The 18,518-nt window shown below is 58.4% G+C and carries 23 protein-coding genes; 12 read left to right on the top strand and 11 right to left on the bottom strand.

Features of this window, described 5'->3' with window-relative positions:
* The first annotated feature begins 20 nt into the window (after positions 1 to 20).
* Positions 21 to 215, top strand: a complete 195-nt coding sequence (locus MW046_RS02110; protein ID WP_247993921.1) for a cold-shock protein — start codon at positions 21 to 23, stop codon at positions 213 to 215.
* Positions 216 to 274: 59 nt separating this feature from the next.
* On the opposite strand, the gene MW046_RS02105 is transcribed toward MW046_RS02110, so the two are convergent.
* Positions 275 to 1,045, bottom strand: a complete 771-nt coding sequence (locus MW046_RS02105) for a fumarylacetoacetate hydrolase family protein (RefSeq protein WP_247993920.1) — start codon at positions 1,043 to 1,045, stop codon at positions 275 to 277.
* Positions 1,046 to 1,212: 167 nt separating this feature from the next.
* On the opposite strand from MW046_RS02105, the gene MW046_RS02100 reads away from it, so the two are divergent.
* The 6 genes from MW046_RS02100 to MW046_RS02075 all read left to right on the top strand — a co-directional run bounded on the left by MW046_RS02100 (position 1,213) and on the right by MW046_RS02075 (position 5,008).
* Positions 1,213 to 1,926, top strand: a complete 714-nt coding sequence (locus MW046_RS02100; protein ID WP_247993919.1) for a metal-dependent hydrolase — start codon at positions 1,213 to 1,215, stop codon at positions 1,924 to 1,926.
* Positions 1,927 to 1,981: 55 nt separating this feature from the next.
* Entirely contained in the window at positions 1,982 to 2,380 is a 399-nt protein-coding gene (locus tag MW046_RS02095) for an OsmC family protein (RefSeq protein ID WP_247993918.1), read from the top strand.
* Positions 2,381 to 2,421: 41 nt separating this feature from the next.
* Positions 2,422 to 2,856 (top strand): DUF5799 family protein, encoded by a 435-nt coding sequence (locus MW046_RS02090; protein ID WP_247993917.1) that lies wholly within the window; start codon positions 2,422 to 2,424, stop codon positions 2,854 to 2,856.
* Between the two features lie 139 nt (positions 2,857 to 2,995).
* Positions 2,996 to 3,517, top strand: a complete 522-nt coding sequence (locus tag MW046_RS02085; RefSeq protein ID WP_247993916.1) for a DUF8114 family protein — start codon at positions 2,996 to 2,998, stop codon at positions 3,515 to 3,517.
* Complete coding sequence (locus MW046_RS02080; RefSeq protein ID WP_247993915.1) at positions 3,514 to 4,245, top strand: RNA methyltransferase; 732 nt, start codon at positions 3,514 to 3,516, stop codon at positions 4,243 to 4,245. Before MW046_RS02085 ends, MW046_RS02080 begins: the two co-directional genes overlap by 4 nt.
* A 406-nt stretch (positions 4,246 to 4,651) precedes the next feature.
* On the top strand, positions 4,652 to 5,008 hold the full coding sequence (locus MW046_RS02075; protein WP_247993914.1) for a HesB/IscA family protein: 357 nt from the start codon (positions 4,652 to 4,654) through the stop codon (positions 5,006 to 5,008).
* A 20-nt stretch (positions 5,009 to 5,028) separates the two neighbouring features.
* On the opposite strand, the gene MW046_RS02070 is transcribed toward MW046_RS02075, so the two are convergent.
* The gene (locus tag MW046_RS02070) at positions 5,029 to 5,229 is read right to left on the bottom strand and encodes a dodecin (protein ID WP_247993913.1); all 201 of its coding nucleotides are present in this window, start codon (positions 5,227 to 5,229) and stop codon (positions 5,029 to 5,031) included.
* Positions 5,230 to 5,383: 154 nt separating this feature from the next.
* On the opposite strand from MW046_RS02070, the gene MW046_RS02065 reads away from it, so the two are divergent.
* The 3 genes from MW046_RS02065 (at position 5,384) to MW046_RS02055 (ending at position 6,345) form a co-directional block, all read left to right on the top strand.
* Positions 5,384 to 5,548 carry an HEWD family protein gene (locus MW046_RS02065; protein ID WP_247993912.1) on the top strand — a complete coding sequence of 55 codons (165 nt, stop codon included), beginning with the start codon at positions 5,384 to 5,386 and terminating at the stop codon, positions 5,546 to 5,548.
* Positions 5,549 to 5,551: 3 nt separating this feature from the next.
* The gene (cutA, locus tag MW046_RS02060) at positions 5,552 to 5,854 is read left to right on the top strand and encodes a divalent-cation tolerance protein CutA (RefSeq protein ID WP_247993911.1); all 303 of its coding nucleotides are present in this window, start codon (positions 5,552 to 5,554) and stop codon (positions 5,852 to 5,854) included.
* 113 nt (positions 5,855 to 5,967) lie between these two features.
* A complete protein-coding gene (locus MW046_RS02055) occupies positions 5,968 to 6,345 on the top strand; it encodes a hypothetical protein (protein WP_247993910.1) in 378 nt (125 codons plus the stop codon).
* On the opposite strand, the gene MW046_RS02050 is transcribed toward MW046_RS02055, so the two are convergent.
* The 4 genes from MW046_RS02050 to MW046_RS02035 form a co-directional block, all read right to left on the bottom strand.
* Complete coding sequence (locus tag MW046_RS02050) at positions 6,336 to 7,103, bottom strand: ribonuclease H-like domain-containing protein (RefSeq protein WP_247993909.1); 768 nt, start codon at positions 7,101 to 7,103, stop codon at positions 6,336 to 6,338. The genes MW046_RS02055 and MW046_RS02050 overlap by 10 nt on opposite strands.
* Before the next feature lie 97 nt (positions 7,104 to 7,200).
* The gene (locus MW046_RS02045) at positions 7,201 to 7,872 is read right to left on the bottom strand and encodes a metal-dependent transcriptional regulator (RefSeq protein WP_247994793.1); all 672 of its coding nucleotides are present in this window, start codon (positions 7,870 to 7,872) and stop codon (positions 7,201 to 7,203) included.
* 103 nt (positions 7,873 to 7,975) lie between these two features.
* The gene (locus MW046_RS02040) at positions 7,976 to 8,968 is read right to left on the bottom strand and encodes a DUF368 domain-containing protein (protein WP_247993908.1); all 993 of its coding nucleotides are present in this window, start codon (positions 8,966 to 8,968) and stop codon (positions 7,976 to 7,978) included.
* The gene (locus tag MW046_RS02035; RefSeq protein WP_247993907.1) at positions 8,968 to 11,862 is read right to left on the bottom strand and encodes an oligosaccharyl transferase, archaeosortase A system-associated; all 2,895 of its coding nucleotides are present in this window, start codon (positions 11,860 to 11,862) and stop codon (positions 8,968 to 8,970) included. Before MW046_RS02035 ends, MW046_RS02040 begins: the two co-directional genes overlap by 1 nt.
* A gap of 98 nt (positions 11,863 to 11,960) precedes the next feature.
* Between MW046_RS02035 and MW046_RS02030 the strand changes: the two genes are divergently transcribed.
* Positions 11,961 to 13,025 (top strand): glycosyltransferase family 2 protein, encoded by a 1,065-nt coding sequence (locus MW046_RS02030; RefSeq protein WP_247993906.1) that lies wholly within the window; start codon positions 11,961 to 11,963, stop codon positions 13,023 to 13,025.
* Here MW046_RS02030 and MW046_RS02025 read toward each other — a convergent pair.
* Entirely contained in the window at positions 12,980 to 13,837 is an 858-nt protein-coding gene (locus MW046_RS02025) for a TrmB family transcriptional regulator (protein WP_247993905.1), read from the bottom strand. The genes MW046_RS02030 and MW046_RS02025 overlap by 46 nt on opposite strands.
* Positions 13,838 to 13,941: 104 nt before the next feature.
* Here MW046_RS02025 and MW046_RS02020 point away from each other — a divergent pair, with 104 nt between their 5' ends.
* Positions 13,942 to 14,949, top strand: a complete 1,008-nt coding sequence (locus tag MW046_RS02020; RefSeq protein ID WP_247993904.1) for a TIGR03557 family F420-dependent LLM class oxidoreductase — start codon at positions 13,942 to 13,944, stop codon at positions 14,947 to 14,949.
* A 9-nt stretch (positions 14,950 to 14,958) separates the two neighbouring features.
* On the opposite strand, the gene MW046_RS02015 is transcribed toward MW046_RS02020, so the two are convergent.
* From MW046_RS02015 to MW046_RS02000, 4 genes are read right to left on the bottom strand one after another with little or no spacing between them, the layout of a single operon-like run.
* Complete coding sequence (locus tag MW046_RS02015) at positions 14,959 to 15,333, bottom strand: OB-fold domain-containing protein (protein ID WP_247993903.1); 375 nt, start codon at positions 15,331 to 15,333, stop codon at positions 14,959 to 14,961.
* Complete coding sequence (locus tag MW046_RS02010; RefSeq protein WP_247993902.1) at positions 15,330 to 16,484, bottom strand: thiolase family protein; 1,155 nt, start codon at positions 16,482 to 16,484, stop codon at positions 15,330 to 15,332. The genes MW046_RS02015 and MW046_RS02010 overlap by 4 nt, the downstream gene beginning before the upstream one ends.
* Position 16,485: 1 nt before the next feature.
* Positions 16,486 to 16,875 (bottom strand): DUF8022 family protein, encoded by a 390-nt coding sequence (locus MW046_RS02005; RefSeq protein WP_247993901.1) that lies wholly within the window; start codon positions 16,873 to 16,875, stop codon positions 16,486 to 16,488.
* 47 nt (positions 16,876 to 16,922) lie between these two features.
* Positions 16,923 to 18,515 carry an acyl-CoA carboxylase subunit beta gene (locus MW046_RS02000; RefSeq protein ID WP_247993900.1) on the bottom strand — a complete coding sequence of 531 codons (1,593 nt, stop codon included), beginning with the start codon at positions 18,513 to 18,515 and terminating at the stop codon, positions 16,923 to 16,925.
* Positions 18,516 to 18,518 lie beyond the last annotated feature (3 nt).

Here is an 18,518-nt window from a genome sequence, read left to right as displayed (position 1 = left end):
GGACAGTATGATGGCCTGTAATGGCAACCGGAACGGTTGATTTCTTCAACGACACTGGCGGTTACGGGTTCATTTCTACCGAGGATGCAGACGACGACGTGTTCTTCCATATGGAGGATATCGGCGGCCCTGACCTCGAAGAAGGAACTGAGATCGAATTCGACATCGAACAGGCTCCGAAGGGGCCGCGCGCGACGAACGTCGTTCGAGTCTGAAACACAGTCGTTTCACAGCGACACTGTTATCTTTTTCAGAGTCGCTTCCCCAGCAGCAGTTACGGAATCCGAACGGTGTGCGATAGCGTTCCGATTCCGTCGATTTCGATATCGACCTCATCGCCGTCACGCAACGGTCCCACACCCGCAGGCGTGCCGGTCGAGATGATATCTCCCGATCGGAGTGTCATGAAACTCGTAAGCTCCTCGATGAGGGCCTCGATGGGTACGATGAGCTCGTCGATGGTCGAATCCTGTTTGCAGTCGCCGTTGACCCACAGCTGGATCGACGCGTCGTTCGCGACGTTTTCGGGTCGGGAGATGACGGGACCGATCGGCGCAGAGCCGTCGAACGCTTTTCCGCGAACCCAGTTCTGTTCGATCGATTGGTCGTCGCGGTTCGAGATGTCGTTAAGACACGTAAACCCTGCGACGACATCCATCGCGTTTTTCGCCCGGACGTTCTTGCACGTGTCAGCGATGACGACGGCCAACTCCGCCTCGTAATCGATCCGTTCTTTCCCTGCTGGAAGCGTGATCGTGTCGCCGTGTCCTGCGACCGTGGAGGGCGGTTTGAGGAAATAAGACGGACGTTCAGGGATCGACTCGTTCTGTTCGATCGCGTGGTCCTCGTAGTTCAATCCGACACACACGATCTTGCTCGGGTCACAGGGCGGAAGCACGTCGATCTCTTCGGGCAGAAACGTCTCGTTTCCGAGCGCAACGCGACCACCGTAGTTCGTACGAAGCGTTATCTCATCACCTGGTTGACCACTCCACTCGCCACGCCGGACGTTCCCCGCTGGATCGCGGAATCGAACAGTTCGCATACCGGACGGCTCACGCCCGATCCGAATAAATCTGGTCGAACGTCCTCACTCGAAACAATCATTTTTATTATATGTTTGTTGGTCATACAACTGTTCTCGATCGCCGGGGAATCTTCCGGTGTGCGTTCCGATCACCTTTAAGTGTTCGAGACGAGATGTGGCTTGATATGGAACTGACTTGGCATGGCCATTCGACATGGAACGTTACTGTTGGGGACACCACACTGCTCGTCGATCCGTTTTTTGACAATCCTCACACGGAGTTCGATCCTCTCGACATCGAATCCCCGGAGTATCTCCTGTTGACCCACGCTCACGCAGATCACATCGCAGACGTCGGGTCGTTCACCGATGCCACAGTCGTTACGACGCCCGAGTTGGCGGGGTACGTCGAAGACGAACACGGCGTGACCGAGACGATCGGTATGAACATCGGTGGTACCGTCGAGTGTGACGACGCGTTCGTGACGATGCATCGTGCCGATCACACCAACGGGGCAATGACCGACTACGAACACTCCATGGGTGAGCCGACCGGCTTTCTCATCAGCGATGCGGAGCCGACACCAAACAGCACTGACAGCGCCACGACGTTCTATCACGCGGGGGATACGGCGCTGATGACGGAAATGCGCGATGTAATCGGTCCGTATCTCAGTCCCGACGCTGCGGCGCTTCCCATCGGCGATCATTTCACGATGGGACCGTGGCAGGCGGCGATCGCCACCGAGTGGCTCGGGGTTGATCACGTCTTTCCCATGCACTACGATACGTTCCCACCGATCGAGATCGATGTGAGCAAGTTCGAAACTGCCGTCGAATCGTCCGAGAGTGACGCTCGAACCGTCGTTCTCGACGGCGACGAAATGTTCTCGCTCTGAATTACTCTCAGAAATAGCCATACCTTTTTCCCGACTCGGAGTGATTCACCGGTGTATGGAAACGATCGAAGCAACGACCACGTCCGAGTCCGGTTACACGTCGGTAAGCCGTGTTGGGGAGTACGAACTGACGATCGACGCGGCCAACGAGGAGGGTCCGACCCCGAACGAAGTGCTCGTGGTCGATTACGTCTCCTGTTTCGTTCCGGCGTTTCGCGTCGGTGCAAACAAGGAGGGCCACGACGACCTCGGTCGGATCGACGTCGACGCGGAGGCCGATATCGACGACAGTGACGATCTCGACGCGGTTCGGTTTTCGATGAACGTCGAGGCGGACCTTTCCGATGAGGAGTTCGACGACATCGTCGAGCGCGCCGAAAACATCTGTCACGTTCACGATGCGCTTCGAGAGGGTCTGCACGCCGACGTCGAAGTTAACGGAAACGCATTCTGACCGACACGAACGCTCATATTCGTCCCGATTCGAACTCGTGTATGACCGAACAGTGGACCGATCGGATCGTCGGTGCGCGGATGGCGGTCGACAACGAGTTCGAAGACCGGATTCAAAGCTCCGATCTTTCGAGACAACAGTGGGGGTTAGTGATGACGGCTGTCGAGTTCGACATCGAGCACCCTGATGATCCCGGCCGCGCTCGTATCGTTGCGAACACTGATGATCTTTCCGCGATCATGCCCGAGCTTGAGACCGTTGGAAACATGTCCTCGATGGGTCCGCCGGAGCGTGACCGATCGGGTGGCATACTGGCGTCGGTTAAAGATGCGCTCGGACTCGATAGCACCGGTATCGACGAGCAAAAGCGGGAAACGGCCGAGCAGTTGGCAGACGAATACGCTCGACAGCTCCAACAATATCTCGAACGACGCGGCTCGTGGGAGGAGATACGGCGTCTCGCAACCGACCCGTAAGCCTCTGCGGCCAGCGTTCGTCTCTTGATCGATCATCCGAGTATGAAGTTCTCACAGAACAGTCCCACTCTGACGGCGTGGTGGTGGGTACAGCGGGTAAAACACCGTGTTTTTCACCGCTCACCGGCTACGTCGGCACATGACGAAGGTAAGCATCGGTCTCCGAGGGTGGCGCTTCGAGGAGGAGGAGGTGTTCGACGAGTCGGGAGCGTTTCGACCGTTCACAGAGATGGCACCCGATACGCGCGATCGAATCGGACGGCTGATGGCCATCATCGACAACCCTTGTGATGCCTGCTGGCTCATTCATGGAGAAGAGAAGCAACAGCGCTGTCGACCCGCCACTGTCGTCTACGGCGAACCACTCCGGGAGGTCGTTCTGTGTGACACCCACGAGGTGGATTTCCTCTACTGGTTCCGAGAAGCGGGTGGGCGCGATCTCGCTGGCAAGCGGACGTTCCAGAACGGCTTTCATCAGTGGTTCGCCGACGGTGGACGCGCTCCAGATGGGTACGCTGGGATCGAACACGTCGAAACGGAGCCTGATCTGGTGCCTGAGCCATCCCGTGAAGAAGCTACTTCCGTTGATGATGAGATAGCCTCGTTGAGTGAGGAAGACCGGGAATCACTCGACATCGACCTCGACGATCTGGATGTATGAGTGAAACGTCGATCTCGGTGGCGATCGTCGACGCACAAACGCCCGGCAACGTCGGAACCATCGCCCGTACGATGAAAAATTTCGGGCTTTCAGATCTGTATCTCGTCGATCCACCGTCTCTCGATCCCGACGGTGAGGCCTACGGGTTTGCGGGACAGGCGCGAGAGGACGTGCTTCCGAACGCCCAAACAGTCCAGTTCGAATATCTCGTGGAAAACTTCCACACCGTTGGATGTACGGCGGTCACCAACACCGACGACCGGCGTCACATCCGTTATCCGTTCAAAACACCCCGAGAACTAGCTGATTCGCTCTCTGGGATCGAGACCGACACTCTGGTCGTGTTCGGCCGCGAACGCGTCGGACTTCACAACGAGGAACTCGACCGACTCGATGAGATCTGTTCCATCCCTGCAAGCGCGTCGTATCCGGTACTCAACCTTGGGCAAGCAGCGACCGTCGTCCTCTATGAACTCCGAACCGTGACGCTCGAAGAAACTCAACACCCCGACGAGATCGTCCGCGCGCCCGAACGGGATCTCGAAGGACTACACGATCAGTTTGCCACCTTTCTCGAACCAATCGAAGCCGAACCTGAACAACGAACACGGCTGCAACGTCTCTGGCGACGCCTCCTCGGCCGGGCTCATCCCACACGACGGGAAGTAAGCTCGCTTCGAGGCGTGTTTCGACGCGCGCAAGCACGGCTCAAAGAACGAGACGACTAACCCGAACAAACGAATCGAGCGTCAGTGTGTCGGTCAATCACACCGGCGCTCGTGACACGCAATACGAATTACCATCGGTCGGGTCCAGAGAGGCAGCGTCCCATCACGCTGGCACATCGTTGTGTTGGCATCGAGAGAAACGAGCGCCAGAGCACCCGTCCCTCCTAATCACGATCGGACCCGTCGGATGAAGGTCGCGCCAGCGAGGGGTTAACCACTGCCGAGTTGCGTCAGCATCTGATACGCACACCCAATCAACATATATTTTCGAATTGGATATAATGTTAATGTAATATTACATATATGTCTATTCAGAAATATTATGTTGTCGTTCACGAGACGGGGTCGTCCCTGGTTCGTGTAGGTGTGCGTTAGGATTAACAGCTTCCGTCCGGTAGTGAGAACTATGAGTTCTACGGTCAAGTCGGACACGCCGATCACTGTAACAGAGACGGCTGCGGAGGAGGCAATCGATCTGTTAGAGGGCGAGGATATGGATATCACGGAGGCGGGTCTCCGGCTGTTCGTTCAGCAAGGGGGATGTGCCGGTCTTTCGTACGGGATGCGGTTCGATCTCCAGCCAGAGGCCGACGACACGGTGTATGAACACCACGGTCTACGCGTGTTCGTCGATCCAGCTAGCATGGAGTACATCGAGGGAAGCGTACTAGATTTCGAAGGAGGACTGCAGGGGGCCGGATTCCACGTCGAGAATCCGAACGTGGTGAGTGAGTGTGGCTGTGGTGAATCGTTCCGGACGTGACGCGGATGACGATCGTCCGGTTAGTCCGCTAATTCGAACGCCACTTCGACCTCGGCTTGGTACTCGCGGGTGTCCGCGGTTGCAATCTCGACGCCCAGATCTTCGACTTCGACCCAGAGCACATTGTCGAGCGTCTGCTCCGCTCGATCGATAGCGTTCGCCGTCGCCGAATCGAATCCGTCCTCACTGGTCCCAATGAGGGTGATTTTTTTGTACACCATGAGTATCGTGATTCGTCAGTGGTGATCGTTCGTCGATATCCATGCTGGAACGAAAGTGATCCAGCGACTGAAGCTACGCTCGCCGTCGTAGTCAAAGTGGTGGGTAACAGTCGCCGTCGAACGATTGATACAGGCCGGGACCACAATGTGTTGCATGGTTACGATCAACCCGCCGCGTGAACGGACGTGTGAACGCTGTGGCCGCACGGACGTGTGGCAGCCAGAACGTAACAACTGGGTCGTCGACGGCGATGTCGGCGATCCGTACTGCCTCCACGATTGGGATATCACTGGCAGCTACAATCCGATCGAGAAGTAACGTATGCCGACTGCGTTCATCACGTGTCCGCGATCGGACGCTGACGAACTCGCCACGGGACTGCTTGAAGATCGGCTCGCCGCCTGTGTCAACGTCGTCGACTGTCGATCCGTCTATCGGTGGGAAGGTGAGACCGTTGCAGACGAGGAAGCGATCCTCCTCGCAAAAACGACCGACGAGCGGTACGACGATCTCGTGACGGCAGTGCAAGCCGAGCACCCCCACGACGTTCCGTGTATCGAGCGCTTCGAGGAAACGCCGATCGACTCCTTCCGTGCGTGGCGCGATCGAAACGTCGGAGAGTAGTCCTCTTCAGTTCGTGGACTGCGTTCGACCACGAGAGTTATTACCGTTGGCGAGAGACACAATTCTATGGTTGATGGGTGCTGTGAAAATCAACTTCAGGAGTGGGTGTTTAAATGGTCGATCCGCCACAACGGGATCTGATCGGTCAGTTCGTCGGCAGTGATTGCGACCCTTGTCACGCCACCTGTAGTTTTCACGAGGATACGTGTACGCTCAAAGCAGGTGACACACTACAGATCGAAGTCGAGTACGTCGATGAAGGATGGATACCCCTGTTTCATCGCTGTACGGCCCATGCCGTCCCGTTGTTTCCCGAAGAACACAGCGTCTACGGCGTCGATCAGGCACTCATGGAAACCACCCTCTCACCGACCGGTGCACACCTTCCACGGACGAACGAGTACGTGCCGGAGGCACTCACGATCACGGATATCACCGTCGTGGATCACTCACCCGCTACGGAGGGCCGGCGACCGACCGATCAGTACTGACAGACCGACGCAAACACGTCGTCGTGCAGCGTTTCCGCGACGTGGTCCATCAATCGCCGCAGATTCACCGTATCGTCGCGGTTGTACGAGACCAGCGTCGTCAGTGCATCGGTGTCACCGCGTTCGTACTCCCGCCACAGACGGACGGCATCACGGCCCGTGATGTCTGGCCGGTCTCGATCGATGCCGACCGTCTTCTCGATCCGTTTCAAGCCGCCGGTGAGATCGAGCTGTCTACAGGGATACATGAGATCGATGTGGGGTACGTTGATATCGATATCGAGCGCCGTTTCGAGGAAGGGAACGTCGAAGCGTTTGCCGTTGAACGTCACGAGCAGTGGTGCGTCCCCGATCGTCGCGCGGATCTTCTCGGGCGCGAGCGGTTCACCGACGACAGGATCGGTGTCGTTGACAAACGTTCGGGTTGTGTCGTCCCGATGGACGCTGACGGTCGTCACCTCGTCGGTCGAGTGGTTCAACCCCGTGGTCTCAATGTCGAAAAAGCAGGCTTTGTTCCGGAAGTTCTCGTACAGCCGCCACTGGTGTTTGCTCGGAAACGCGTCGTCGAAAAAGTGGGCATCGTTCGCGTCGAGTCGCGCTCTGGCCGTCTCGATGAACGACTCGATCCGCTCGCCCGTCGTCTCACCCACCGCGTCACGTTCGAACTCCTCCCAGTGAGTGATACCCTGCTGCCAGAGCTTTCGCTCCGTCGTCTCTCCCACCCCACTCACCGGAATGAAACTGTTCTCGATGCGCACGACTCAACTGGGACGATGCATCTACCTAAATCCCACCTTTTTTGCGTTCGGGTGGCGCAGCCACCCGAGCGTAAAAAAAGTGGAAATAGGTGGGTTGTTATTGTACGAGTTCAGCGACCGGCGTAACGCGGATCAGCTGCGCGATCTCATCAGGAAGGCTCTGGCGTCCGTGCTCGCCATCGACCGTTATCATCCCGAAAGGGGCGATTTCGATGATCTCGACTTCGGTGCCCGGAGTGACGCCAGCCTCGGAGAGATACCGGAGTTCCTCGTCGGTACGGTGGCGGACCCGTTTGATGACGACGTGCTCGCCCACGTCACAGTCGATAAGCCGCTGGCCCGATTCCTCCTGTGGCGGAGAGAGATCTGCCGTCGGAATCGGATCGCCGTGTGGATCCACGCGCGGATCCCCAAGCAACTCGGCGATACGCTTCTCGAAACGTTCGCTGATGTAATGCTCGAGGCGGTCGGCCTCCTCGTGAACGTCCGTCCAGTCGTAATCGAGTTCGCTTGCGAGATACGCCTCGATGAGCCGGTGGTGTCTGAGGACCTCGATCGCAACCGTCTCCCCCTCTGGGGTGAGCTCGACGCCCTTGTACTTCTCCCGTTCGACCAGCCCGCGCTCTTCGAGCTTGTCGATCATGCTCGTAACGGTTGGTGACGTGACGTTCATCCGATCGGCGATAGCGGACGTGGCAACCTGTGTGCCAGTCTCCTGGTGGAGCACGTAGATGGTTTTCAGATAGTCCTCCATCACGTCACTGAGCATAGTCATACGAGGAGATGCCTGAATAAAAACCGTTCTATCTGCACCCTTACATAGTGAGACTAATCCAGCGACGCTCTGGCAAAATCATCGTGTGAACGATAAGTCAGTCGTTCACTGGCGTTTCGGTTCGTGGCGGTCGCTGTTCGTCAGTACCGAATTCGATGTCTTCAGTGAACTGATCGAGAGCGATCACCAGGAACGCGCCTCCGATGCCGGTGACGACGCTCGCTCCGATGAGCGCTGGGGAGAGATCACCAGCGTTCGCCGCTATATCACTGATCGGAGCTCGCAACGACCCAACCATCAGGCTCACCAGAAACGTCAACGTCGCCTCGTGATAATGTTCGAGTGCGTAGTTGACGGCGTGTGCGATCGTGAACAGTCCGACGAGTGCACCGCCGATGAACACCGCGATCGGGGTGCCGACCGCGATCAGCGCGCTCGGGTCACCGCTTCCCACGAACGAAGAGAGTTCGGAAATGAATTCTCCTGGCAGCCCACTCATGTATTCGTACAGTCCCAGCATGTAGAGGATGAACGCCCCCGAGACCCCCGGTAACACCATGGCGCTGATCGCAAGCGCGCCGCTCCCAAAGAGGATCACCAGCGAGCCGGAGCCACCACTGCCCTCAGTGAAGCCCGCAACGTACACTGCAAGCCCGAATCCTATCAGCCCCGCGGCGATCCGTCCCGGGGAATCGACCGATACGTACCGAAAGAGTACGACGGCGGCGGCCGCGATCAACCCGAAGAAGAACGCGGCGGTCGGTGTCGGGAACTGATCCATCGCCGCGTGCATGATCCCGGACATGACGGCGAGCGCCGTCACCATTCCGCCTCCGAGCGCGACCAGGAACGGAACGTCCATCTCGATGAGGTCATGAACGAACGCGGCGCGTCCGTCTTCGGTGTGCAGTCGCGGGAGATGTTCTAAGACGCGTGGATCCAATCCCGCGATGGCATCGATCAGCCGCTCGTAGATCCCTGTGATGAGTGCGATCGTGCCGCCGGACACGCCGGGTACCGAGTCGGCGGCCCCCATACACAGCCCTTTGAGATACACGATCAGCCATTCGCGTAAGCTGCTCTCCGCCATTAGGCCACCTTCGCTTTTGGTTCGTGTTCGGTTTTGCGTTGTGTGTTTGATTTCGCTCCAGTAGCTCCAACGTCGTCTACAGTGCGCATCTCGGTACTATCAACTGCTTGGCTCGTGTTGGCTGTTTCGTTTGTGGACTGGTTTCCCCCTTCTATCGTCACCGTAACTGGATCTGAATCGTTTTTGATGACTTGGGCTTCGGTCACGTTGGCCGTGGTGCTCTCGTTCGTCGCGTTCGTGCTGAACGTGTACGGACCAGTCGCTCGGACGCTCACGTTCGTGTGACCCGACTCGGGGCCCCACTTTTCGTAGCCCGTCGTCGAATACGGAAGCGTCATCGTGAACTGTCCTTGCTCGTTGGTTTCAGCGTGCTGTTCGTAGGTGAACGTCTCACCTGTACTTGACATTCGCATCGTGACGTTGGCCGTCACGGTTGTGTTCGCCGGTCCGGTCCCGTTTACGGTTGCCCCCGGAACGCGCTCGAACGTCTTCACCCACGGCTGACCGTTGACGGACTGGGGACCAGTCTCTGTGCTCACATGGACCATCCGGTAATGTTTCAACGCCGGAATCGGCTCCGACGGTGTATTCATCCCCCCGAGTCGAGATGAGTTATCCTGCTCGACGTACTCTCGAGCAGCGCTCATGTTGTCGAACTGCTTGAACGGATTCGAACCATCCGATGGCAGCGTACGGATCGTCACGGGTCCACTTTCAGTTTGTACTGGCTGCTCGTCCCAATCGAACACGACCGGTTTCGGTTCGACCGCACTGCCGTTGAACAGGTACATCCGCGTGCGCAGGCTCTCGAAGTGGCGCTGGGTCGGGATCCTAGTGATCGCTCGGTACATTCCTGTCTGTGAGTTCTCTTGGTACAGCGGAACTGCAAGATCGTTCGCTGTGATGCTGTGATTCGTCTCGAACTGCGTCGGTGCAGCGTATTTCGAGCGTACACTCACTATTTGCCAATCAACCATCACGTATCGCGTCGACTCCGCACCGTCAATGAGGTCGGTCGCGTTGCTCTCGTTAGTGGCCAGCAGGAAGTTGGCAGCGGTCTTTGCGCCCTGTTGGAACGGGTTCGCATTCGGAATACGCTCGCCCCGTGCCGTGATCCAGTGACCGTAGTCCCACCACGCCATGACGCCGTACGCTCCGTTCGGATACTGGTAGTTGTCTGTCTGATCGTACGTTCCGTAATACTCCATCGCTGTGCCGTTGGGGTTTCCGTAGCGTCCCTCCTCTGGTGTGTCGTTCGACAGCCACGAGAGGCTTGACTGCCAGGCGATCCCATCGGGAGCGTTGTTCTGACCCGCTTGGATCGTCGAAACGCCGATCCCCTGTGAACTGGCCTGTCCGGGCGCGTTTGAGTTTCCAACAGCGATAAATGGGCTGGTAATAAGGAAGACGATGGTAAGAACGGTCAACAGTTGATGAATCTCGATGTCGCTGACCGTCGAGACAGCATCGAGACCGAGAAACCGGGCGATGGTACCGACGAGATATCCCGTGAAAACGGCGACTGGCAGCACGAAGTAGTAGTTGAATCGGACCTGTGTGAACACCGCCAGCGTCATGAACACCCCCCAGACGATCAACAGCAGCTTTTCGGGATGGGTGTCGTCGTCGGTTACGATCCGAACGAGTGCGACGAACACCCCGACGATAGCGAGATAGAACGCGAGTCCATAAGCGGCGTTCATGATGCTGGCCCAGTAGTTGCGTGCGTTCGAATCCATGCTGAGTGGCTGGGCCTCGGTGACGGTGCGCTGAGCGGCGGTCGTCGACAGTCCGATGAAACGTAGCGACTGTGACACCATGTACGAATACAGGTCGGGGAACACGAGCGCGACAGTCCCTACCGTAAGAACGACTCCGCCGAGAATCACGATCGGATACAGCCGTCGATCGATTCCCTTCGCGTCGAATCCCCGTGCGATCGCGGCCATCACAGCGAGACCGAGAGCCACGATCACCAACAGCGCAGGCTGAAGCAAGGAGAAGTCGGTCGCCGTGAACGAAAGCGTCGAGATCCGGCTGGCAACGAGCAGTCCAGCAACGACGAACGCACTGATAGAGACGAACGCCGTGTGTTCCGGGCTCTGCCCTCGGAGATAATCAAGCGACAGCTGTACGATGAAAAAGACGCTGAAGACCGCGGCGATCATGATTCCCGGTGGCCACACCCAGATGTACAGCGCGATCGCAACACCCGCGATCAACGCGGCTTTGAGCGGCCGATAGAGCGCATCGGTTTCACGCGCTATGAGCAGCTCGTACACGGGTTTCTCTTCTTTGGCCACCTTGAGAGCAACCATCAGTCCGAGAACGGCGACGGCTTGAAAGAACGCCTCCGCAGCGTGATGGTCCGAAAACCCGACCAGTGTCCGCTGGAGGAACGCCCCGGTCGTGAACGAAAGCACGAGCACCGCCGTCAGTCCACCGAGCCGTCCGCTGATCCGGCGCGCGATGAAGTACACCGGGATCGCCGTGAGCGTTCCGAATACAGCGGGCGCAAACAGAAGCGTGAGCTCGATCGTTCCCTGATCCGGGCTACCCAGCCCGACGATGAGCGCGACGGTCGCAACGATCTGATCGTAAAACGTTCCGAACTGCCCTGACGCAGTCCCGATCGGGAAATGCGTCCATGGATCGAACGGCATCGTCCAGGGCCAGTTGTGGACGGTGTAGGTTGTCTGTCGAAGGTGATACCACGCGTCGTTGCCCGAGAAAAACACGCCGTTGTCGGTTACGAACCGTTGCCACGTCCGCACCCGATTCCAGAACATGAACGCGAGCAACCCGAGGAGTATCGGCACGTGATACCACTTCATCATCCACTCCAACAGCTGCTCCTGGCTCACCGTTGTCTGTTGCCCGGTTCGCTGATTCATTGGGTGAGTGGAACGCAAAAACGCGGATAAAACTTTGGAAACCATCTACACGTCCGCTGAGACGAAACACCCCTATCCATCGATCTCTGAGGAGGGATATGCGAATCTCGGTCGTCGTCTGTACCCACACTGAAGACCGATTGCCCGCCCTTCGGGATGCCATCGAGAGCGTGCTCGACCAAACGTATTCCGACCGCGAACTCATCGTCGTCAGCGACGGCAACCCGACGGTCGCTCAGCAGGTTCAAGCAGAGTTCGGCGATCATCCGGACGTGCGGGTTCGCCTCCAAGCAACCAATCGGGGGCTGCTTGCCACCCGAAACACCGGTGCATCGCTCGCGCAGGGAGACGTCGTAGCATTTCTCGACGACGACGCCGTCGCACACCCCGAGTGGCTCGCCGAACTCGCACGGGCGTATCGAGAACGGGACGTCAATACTGATCTCGACCACGAGTATCCACTCGCAGTCGGCGGAAAGATGACGCCGGAGTGGATTGCGGACAAGCCTTCGTTTCTCCCTGCCGAGTTTTACTGGCTGATCGGTGTCACTCATCGTGGCTTTGCCGACGGACCGGGCGAGGTCCGAAACACTCCCGGCTCTAACTTCTCGATGCGGCGGGCGGTGTTTCAGGAACTCGGTGGGTTCGATACGGAGATCGGCGGACGACAGGGGAACAAACAGCTCCAAGGTGGCGAGACGGAACTCTGTGCACGACTCCGAAACCGGTACGGCGTCGGTGTGTTCTACACCCCCGACGCGCGGGTCGCCCACAAAGTGTTTGAATACCGAACTGATATGCGGTGGCTCGTAACCCGTGCGTTCTGGCAAGGCTACTCGAAACGCGGGATGGCGGTGTTGCTTTCCGACACGACGGCGACAGAGAGAAACGAAGTTCCTCAAGCAATCGACAAGAAGCCGGTGACAGAGTCGAATAATCTTCGACAAGCAACCGGACAGAAGCCGGTGACAGCCGAAGAGTCTGCGTTTTTGGGTCAATTGGTCCGGAAATTCATCCCACGACGACTTTTCGAGATGATTCGACGGCCCTCGATCGCCGGGTTCGCACAGTTACTCATGGTGTTCGTCCTCACCGCCGTGGTCGGCGTCGGATACGGTTACGGCGTGTTGGCGTGGCGCTCTCCGACTTCGTCGCTCTCGTGAGTCCACACTAAATCGAAGTACCGGCCCACGCCAGCGACGAACGAGCCGTTTTCGGTGATCGCGGCTTGTCGCATGTGGTTTGGCACTTCGTCTTCTTGAACGAGCAAGATTGCGGTCCCGCTGTCATATTCCATGCTCGGATCCGCGATCGTTCCACGCCACGGCAGCGGGCGATCGCTGTACCGAATTCCGACGCTCGGATACGTGTCGGTGATGTGAGCGACGGTGTCCGCTTGCTGGTCTCGCGCCGGTGGTGCGAGTCGGTTCGGTGACAACAGCAGGATCCGTACGTCAAGCCCCCGTTCGACCGCATCGGCGAACGCCGGCTCGATGCGGTCGAGATATTCGAAGGCTTTGCTCAACACACGGACGCTCTCGGTCGCGGTGTGGTAGATTCGCCGCGTCCCGGACTCGCTCGGTTCTCCCACATCAACGACCCGAAACAGCTCTTCGGCCGGTCGGTCGCCTTCTGTCGCGTGTTCATAGCGCGGCTGGAACTCCGTGAGAAACGCCTCTCGATTCCGTTCGACCTCCTGTTTGAATCGTTCGAACGACTGTCGTTCGTTCTCTGTGGCTCGATCGAGCACTGCGTCGGGCGGTTTTGCGATGTACTCCTTCGGTCGACCTGGAATCACCTCTACGTATCCGTCATCGGCGAGTGAACCCAGTACGTCGTAGATGCGTGCCTTCGGAATCCCGGTCGCCTCAGCGAGGTTCGGAGCCGTCGTGCGGCCGAGATCGAACAGATCGATCAGCGCATCCCGTTCGTAATCAGTCAGTTCGAGCCGATCGAACACGTCTCTGGCAGTCATAGCCGTTACAATCGGTGAGAGACGGATAAGTCAGTCGCCCGTCTGCGGATCGGCTCTGGGGTCACCGTACGTTTTTCTCACTGCCCGACGAGACTGAGCGTACGATGACTCGCTTTGGCTATTTCGCGTCACTCGAAGAGTTCTCCCCAACGGAGTGTCTTGAACAGGCAGTTCTCGCAGAACAGACCGGGTTCGACAGCGTTTGGGTCAACGATCACTTTCATCCGTGGTTCGACCATCACTCGGATGGAACGCCTGCAAACGGTGGCAACTGCTGGTCGTGGCTGCCAGCAGCCCTCGAGCGAACCGACGAAATCGAAATCGGAACAGGGGTGACGGCGATCCTCAACCGGTACCACCCCGCGAACGTCGCTCACAGGCTCGCAACACTGCTCGAATTGGCTTCCGATCGGGTGTTTCTCGGCATCGGAACGGGAGAAGCGCTGAACGAGCGCCCGCTTGGGAATCCGTGGCCCGCCTACGGCGAGCGCGCCCGCCGGACCGCCGAAGCGATCCGGATCATCCGCACGCTGTTCGAAGAGGAGTTCGTCGATTACGACGGACAGTTCTGGTCGCTTGACGGAGCGAACCTCTACACCGGGCCGAACGATGCCCCACCGATTCACATCGCAGGAGGGGGCCCGACCACCGCTAGAATGGCCGGTGATCTGGGTGATGGGTTCGTCACCGTGTATGAAGACACGGAAACAGTCACCGAAGAGCTGTTTCCCGCCGTCGAACGCGGTGTCGAGAAATCCGACCGAAACGAGTCGCTCACCGACGTCGAAAAGACGGTTCATATCCACTGTTCGTACGCCCAAACCGAACAGCAAGCCGTTGAGCCGTGTCTCCCCTGGCGGCTCACGCTGCTCCCGATGGTGTTCGAACAGAACGTTGCCGATCCACGCTACCTCCAAGCCCACGGTGATCTCCTCAGTACCGAGGTGCTGAAAGATGCGTTCGTCATCACCACAGATCCCGAGGATCTGCTCGCTGTCACCGAAGAGTACGTCGAGTGTGGCTTCGATCACATCGTCTTTCAGAGTTCGAGTCCCGACCAGACGGCGTTCTGTGAGGTCGTCGCCGAAGAAGTGATGCCGTCTTTTACCTGATCGGAAAAATTACTCCACCGGCTCGAACCGGTAACCATCCCATTCTTGGCTCTCGGGTTCACGGATACCCACACCGGGTTCGCGGAGTTGTTCTGTGTACACAGGTCGAACGGTGTCGTTGATCTCCACGTCATCGTCCGTGAGCTGGCCGATCGCGCGAACCGACTGCCCGTCGATGTCGAACTCGACGATCGCCAGATGGTTCGGTTCGCGCACTCCGGGCGGCGTTGCAGTGCTGGTCGTCCACGTCACCACCGTCGCCGTGTGTTCGCTCAGATCGATGGTGTCGACTGGTTCGCTCCCATTCGGGCCGACCGGATGGCCGGGATAGCTGATAGTGCCGTCCGCATATCGGGTTGCCGTTAGTGCGTTTCGTTCGCTCATCGTTCGTCCTCCATGATCACGGTCGTGACGCAGTTGCCAAACCCACCGACGTTACAGGCCAGCCCGACATCCGCCTCGACCTGCCGCGGTCCTGCGTCGTCGATGAGCTGTTTGTATATCTCATACCCCTGTGCGACCCCCGTCGCACCGAGAGGGTGCCCTTTCGATTTGAGTCCGCCGGACGTGTTGATCGGGAGCTGCCCGTCACTGGCAGTCTCTCCGTTTTGGGTGGCCTTCCACGCCTGCCCCGGATCGAAAAAGCCCAACCCCTCTGATTGAAGGAACTCTAGAATGGTAAACATATCGTGTAACTCGGCCACGTCGATGTCTTCGGGGTAGTAGTCGCTCATCTCGTAGGCCTGTTGTCCGCTCTCGACGACGCCTCCCATCGTTGTCGGATCCGTCCGCTCGTGAACGACGTGTGTGTCCGTCGCGCCACCGATGCCCGCAATAGAAACGTAGTCCTCTGTGTACTGGGCTGCGTCTTCGAGCGGGCAGAACAACAGCGCCGAACTTCCATCAGTTATTGGACAGAAGTCGTACAGCCGAAGCGGATCGGCCACGATCGGCGAGTTGAGTACAGTTTCGGTGTCGACTTCCTTTCGGAACTGGGCGTGTGGATTGTCAACACCGTTTCTATGATTTTTCACTGCCACCGTGGCGAGGCTTTCCCGTGGCGCATCGTACGTATCCAGATACAGCCGGGCGGTCAAGCCTGCGAAACTCGGCAGCGTCACGCCGTGTTTGTACTCGACGGGATGGGTTACCGAGGCGATGATGTCGGTCGTTTCCGACGTCGAGCGGTGGGTCATTTTCTCCCCGCCGACCAGCAGCGTCATGTCGCTCGTTCCCGAGGCGATCGACTGCCAGGCGGTGTAGATGCCTGCACCGCCAGAGGACGACGTCTGGTCGACGCGCTGTGTGAATGCTGGTAGTACGCCAATATCGTGGGCCAGCGCGTTCGATGCGCCCGTCTGTCCTTCGAACTCGCCGCTGGCCATGTTCGAGACGTACAGGTGTTCGATCTCCTCCGGATCGACGTTCCCATCCCGTAAACAGGCAGTTCCGGCCTGTGCGAGGAGTTCCTGAAGCCACGCCTCGCGCTGACCGAACTTCGACATCGACGCGCCGATGACGGCGACGTCTCGCATCTTACCGCCACCTCCCGGTCCGTCCGGCCATCTTCCATTCCTCGCCGCGAGTCACCGACCGTGGTAAATCAGCGTACGTATCACAGTCATACCGACTCGCAAGCGACCAGCCATCAGCCAGCACGTCGTCCTGTCCATCGTCGGTGGCTGCGGCCGCGCGCTGTTCGCGGAGATACGCGCTCAAACACGCTGTAAGCGCCGCAGCCTCTCCGTCGGTCGCGTTCGAAGGGATATCGATCAGACGCCTGTGCCCGTTGCCTTTCTCACGATCGTTTTCCGTTTCCATGGTCGTGGTCGTGGCCGTGGTCGTCGAACTGTGCTCCGACCCGAGATCGGAATCAGCTGCCCCGTTCTCGGGCGTCCCCGTCGTTGATGCATCCGTTTTTGACATAGTTTGTGCGCTGTTTGAAGTAGAATCTGTGTGCGTGTTGAGTGCCATTACAGTGGAATATTACCGTGATCTTTGGGATGTGTTTCTCCACGTTTGGTATTGAGGAGATCAAGGTCGTCGATGAGTCGCCTGCGAGTCACCTGCGGTTCGATCACGTTGTCGATGTATCCCCGCTCGGCAGGTTTATAAGGATTGGCGAATTCCTCGCGATACTCCTCGATCAAGGCTTCGCGTTTGGTGTCGGTGTCGTCTGCGGCCGCGAGTTCCTTCCGGTAGAGGATGTTGACCGCGCCTTTCGGTCCGAGCACTGCCAGCTCGGCGGTGGGCCACGCGTAGGTTCGGTCGGCTCCTAGCTCCTTCGATCCCATGACGATGTACGCGCCGCCGTAGGCTTTCCGGGTGATGACCGTGAGCAACGGGACGGTCGCTTCCGCGTACGCGTAGATCAGCTTTGCTCCATGGCGGATGATTCCGTTGTGTTCCTGGTCGGTGCCGGGCAGGAAGCCGGGCGTGTCGACAAGGGTGATGATCGGGAGGTTGTACGAATCACAGAAGCGGACGAATCTGGCGGCCTTCGCGCTGGCGTCGATGTCGATCGTGCCCGCCATCGCACGGGGCTGATTGGCGACGACCCCGACCGCCTGTCCGTCCAGGCGGGCGAATCCCACGACGATACTTCGAGCAAATCGATCGTGAACCTCGAAAAACGACCCTTCGTCGACGATTTCACCGATCGCGTCGTTCATGTCGTAGGGCTTTTTCGCATCCGTCGGAACGATCTCAGTCAGCCGATCACAGGTCCGATCGGGATCGTCCCACGGATCAAGCGTAGGCGGATCTTCCATGTTGTTTTGTGGGAGATACGACAGCAGCCGACGGATCCCATCCAGCGCGTCGGTCTCAGTTCGGTACCCCATGTGTGCGACGCCGCTTTTGTTCGTATGAGCCGTCGCACCACCGAGTTCGGCCATCGAGATCTGTTCGCCCGTGACGGTCTCTATCACGTCCGGGCCGGTGATCATCATGTGGCTGGTCTGATCGACCATGAACGTGAAATCGGTGAGCGCGGGCGAGTAGGTTGCTCCACCCGCACAGGGACCCATGATACATGAGATCTGCGGAATCACACCGCTGGCATCGGTGTTCCGCTTGAAAATCCGAGCAAATCCACCGAGTGAATCGACTCCTTCCTGAATGCGCGCACCACCGGAGTCGTTCAGTCCGATGACGGGCACGCCTGCGTCCACAGCCTGATCCATCACGCGGCAGATCTTGTCGGCGACGACCTCACCCACCGATCCACCGAGCACCGTGAAATCGTGCGCGAACACGAACGTCTTACGGCCGTGGATCTCACCGTATCCCGTCACCACCGCATCGCCGGGAAACTGCTTGTCGTCCATTCCGAACTCCGTACACCGGTGTTCGGAAAACGGCGCGATCTCCCGGAACGTTCCGGGATCAAGCAAGTATTCGATCCGCTCGTAGGCGGTCATCTTGCCCTTTTCGTGCTGGGATTCGATCCGATCTTTTCCGCCACCTTCACGCGACCGTTCACGACGACGACGCAACTCCTCGATCGCTTCCCACTCCGATTCGCTCACGTCTGCTTTGTGAGTGGGCGTCAGTTCGTTACTCATCGG

The sequence above is a fragment of the Halocatena salina genome (assembly GCF_023115355.1).
Lineage (GTDB): Archaea > Halobacteriota > Halobacteria > Halobacteriales > Haloarculaceae > Halocatena > Halocatena salina.
The sequence above is the reverse complement of the archived record's forward strand: the minus strand, read 5'-3'. Positions and strand labels throughout refer to the sequence as shown.

Excerpts from the sequence above, each read along its gene's own strand:
- MW046_RS02000 (WP_247993900.1), bottom strand. The coding sequence starts at position 18,515 with ATGAGTAACGAACTGACGCCCACTCACAAAGCAGACGTGAGCGAATCG.
- MW046_RS02015 (WP_247993903.1), bottom strand. The coding sequence starts at position 15,333 with ATGAGCGAACGAAACGCACTAACGGCAACCCGATATGCGGACGGCACT.
- MW046_RS02005 (WP_247993901.1), bottom strand. The coding sequence starts at position 16,875 with ATGTCAAAAACGGATGCATCAACGACGGGGACGCCCGAGAACGGGGCA.
- MW046_RS02070 (WP_247993913.1), bottom strand. The coding sequence starts at position 5,229 with ATGGTGTACAAAAAAATCACCCTCATTGGGACCAGTGAGGACGGATTC.
- MW046_RS02025 (WP_247993905.1), bottom strand. The coding sequence starts at position 13,837 with ATGACTGCCAGAGACGTGTTCGATCGGCTCGAACTGACTGATTACGAA.
- MW046_RS02030 (WP_247993906.1), top strand. The coding sequence starts at position 11,961 with ATGCGAATCTCGGTCGTCGTCTGTACCCACACTGAAGACCGATTGCCC.
- MW046_RS02110 (WP_247993921.1), top strand. The coding sequence starts at position 21 with ATGGCAACCGGAACGGTTGATTTCTTCAACGACACTGGCGGTTACGGG.
- MW046_RS02105 (WP_247993920.1), bottom strand. The coding sequence starts at position 1,045 with ATGCGAACTGTTCGATTCCGCGATCCAGCGGGGAACGTCCGGCGTGGC.
- MW046_RS02090 (WP_247993917.1), top strand. The coding sequence starts at position 2,422 with ATGACCGAACAGTGGACCGATCGGATCGTCGGTGCGCGGATGGCGGTC.
- cutA (WP_247993911.1), top strand. The coding sequence starts at position 5,552 with ATGCCGACTGCGTTCATCACGTGTCCGCGATCGGACGCTGACGAACTC.
- MW046_RS02080 (WP_247993915.1), top strand. The coding sequence starts at position 3,514 with ATGAGTGAAACGTCGATCTCGGTGGCGATCGTCGACGCACAAACGCCC.
- MW046_RS02085 (WP_247993916.1), top strand. The coding sequence starts at position 2,996 with ATGACGAAGGTAAGCATCGGTCTCCGAGGGTGGCGCTTCGAGGAGGAG.
- MW046_RS02075 (WP_247993914.1), top strand. The coding sequence starts at position 4,652 with ATGAGTTCTACGGTCAAGTCGGACACGCCGATCACTGTAACAGAGACG.
- MW046_RS02095 (WP_247993918.1), top strand. The coding sequence starts at position 1,982 with ATGGAAACGATCGAAGCAACGACCACGTCCGAGTCCGGTTACACGTCG.
- MW046_RS02035 (WP_247993907.1), bottom strand. The coding sequence starts at position 11,862 with ATGAATCAGCGAACCGGGCAACAGACAACGGTGAGCCAGGAGCAGCTG.
- MW046_RS02040 (WP_247993908.1), bottom strand. The coding sequence starts at position 8,968 with ATGGCGGAGAGCAGCTTACGCGAATGGCTGATCGTGTATCTCAAAGGG.
- MW046_RS02055 (WP_247993910.1), top strand. The coding sequence starts at position 5,968 with ATGGTCGATCCGCCACAACGGGATCTGATCGGTCAGTTCGTCGGCAGT.
- MW046_RS02045 (WP_247994793.1), bottom strand. The coding sequence starts at position 7,872 with ATGCTCAGTGACGTGATGGAGGACTATCTGAAAACCATCTACGTGCTC.
- MW046_RS02100 (WP_247993919.1), top strand. The coding sequence starts at position 1,213 with ATGGAACTGACTTGGCATGGCCATTCGACATGGAACGTTACTGTTGGG.
- MW046_RS02010 (WP_247993902.1), bottom strand. The coding sequence starts at position 16,484 with ATGCGAGACGTCGCCGTCATCGGCGCGTCGATGTCGAAGTTCGGTCAG.
- MW046_RS02020 (WP_247993904.1), top strand. The coding sequence starts at position 13,942 with ATGACTCGCTTTGGCTATTTCGCGTCACTCGAAGAGTTCTCCCCAACG.
- MW046_RS02065 (WP_247993912.1), top strand. The coding sequence starts at position 5,384 with ATGGTTACGATCAACCCGCCGCGTGAACGGACGTGTGAACGCTGTGGC.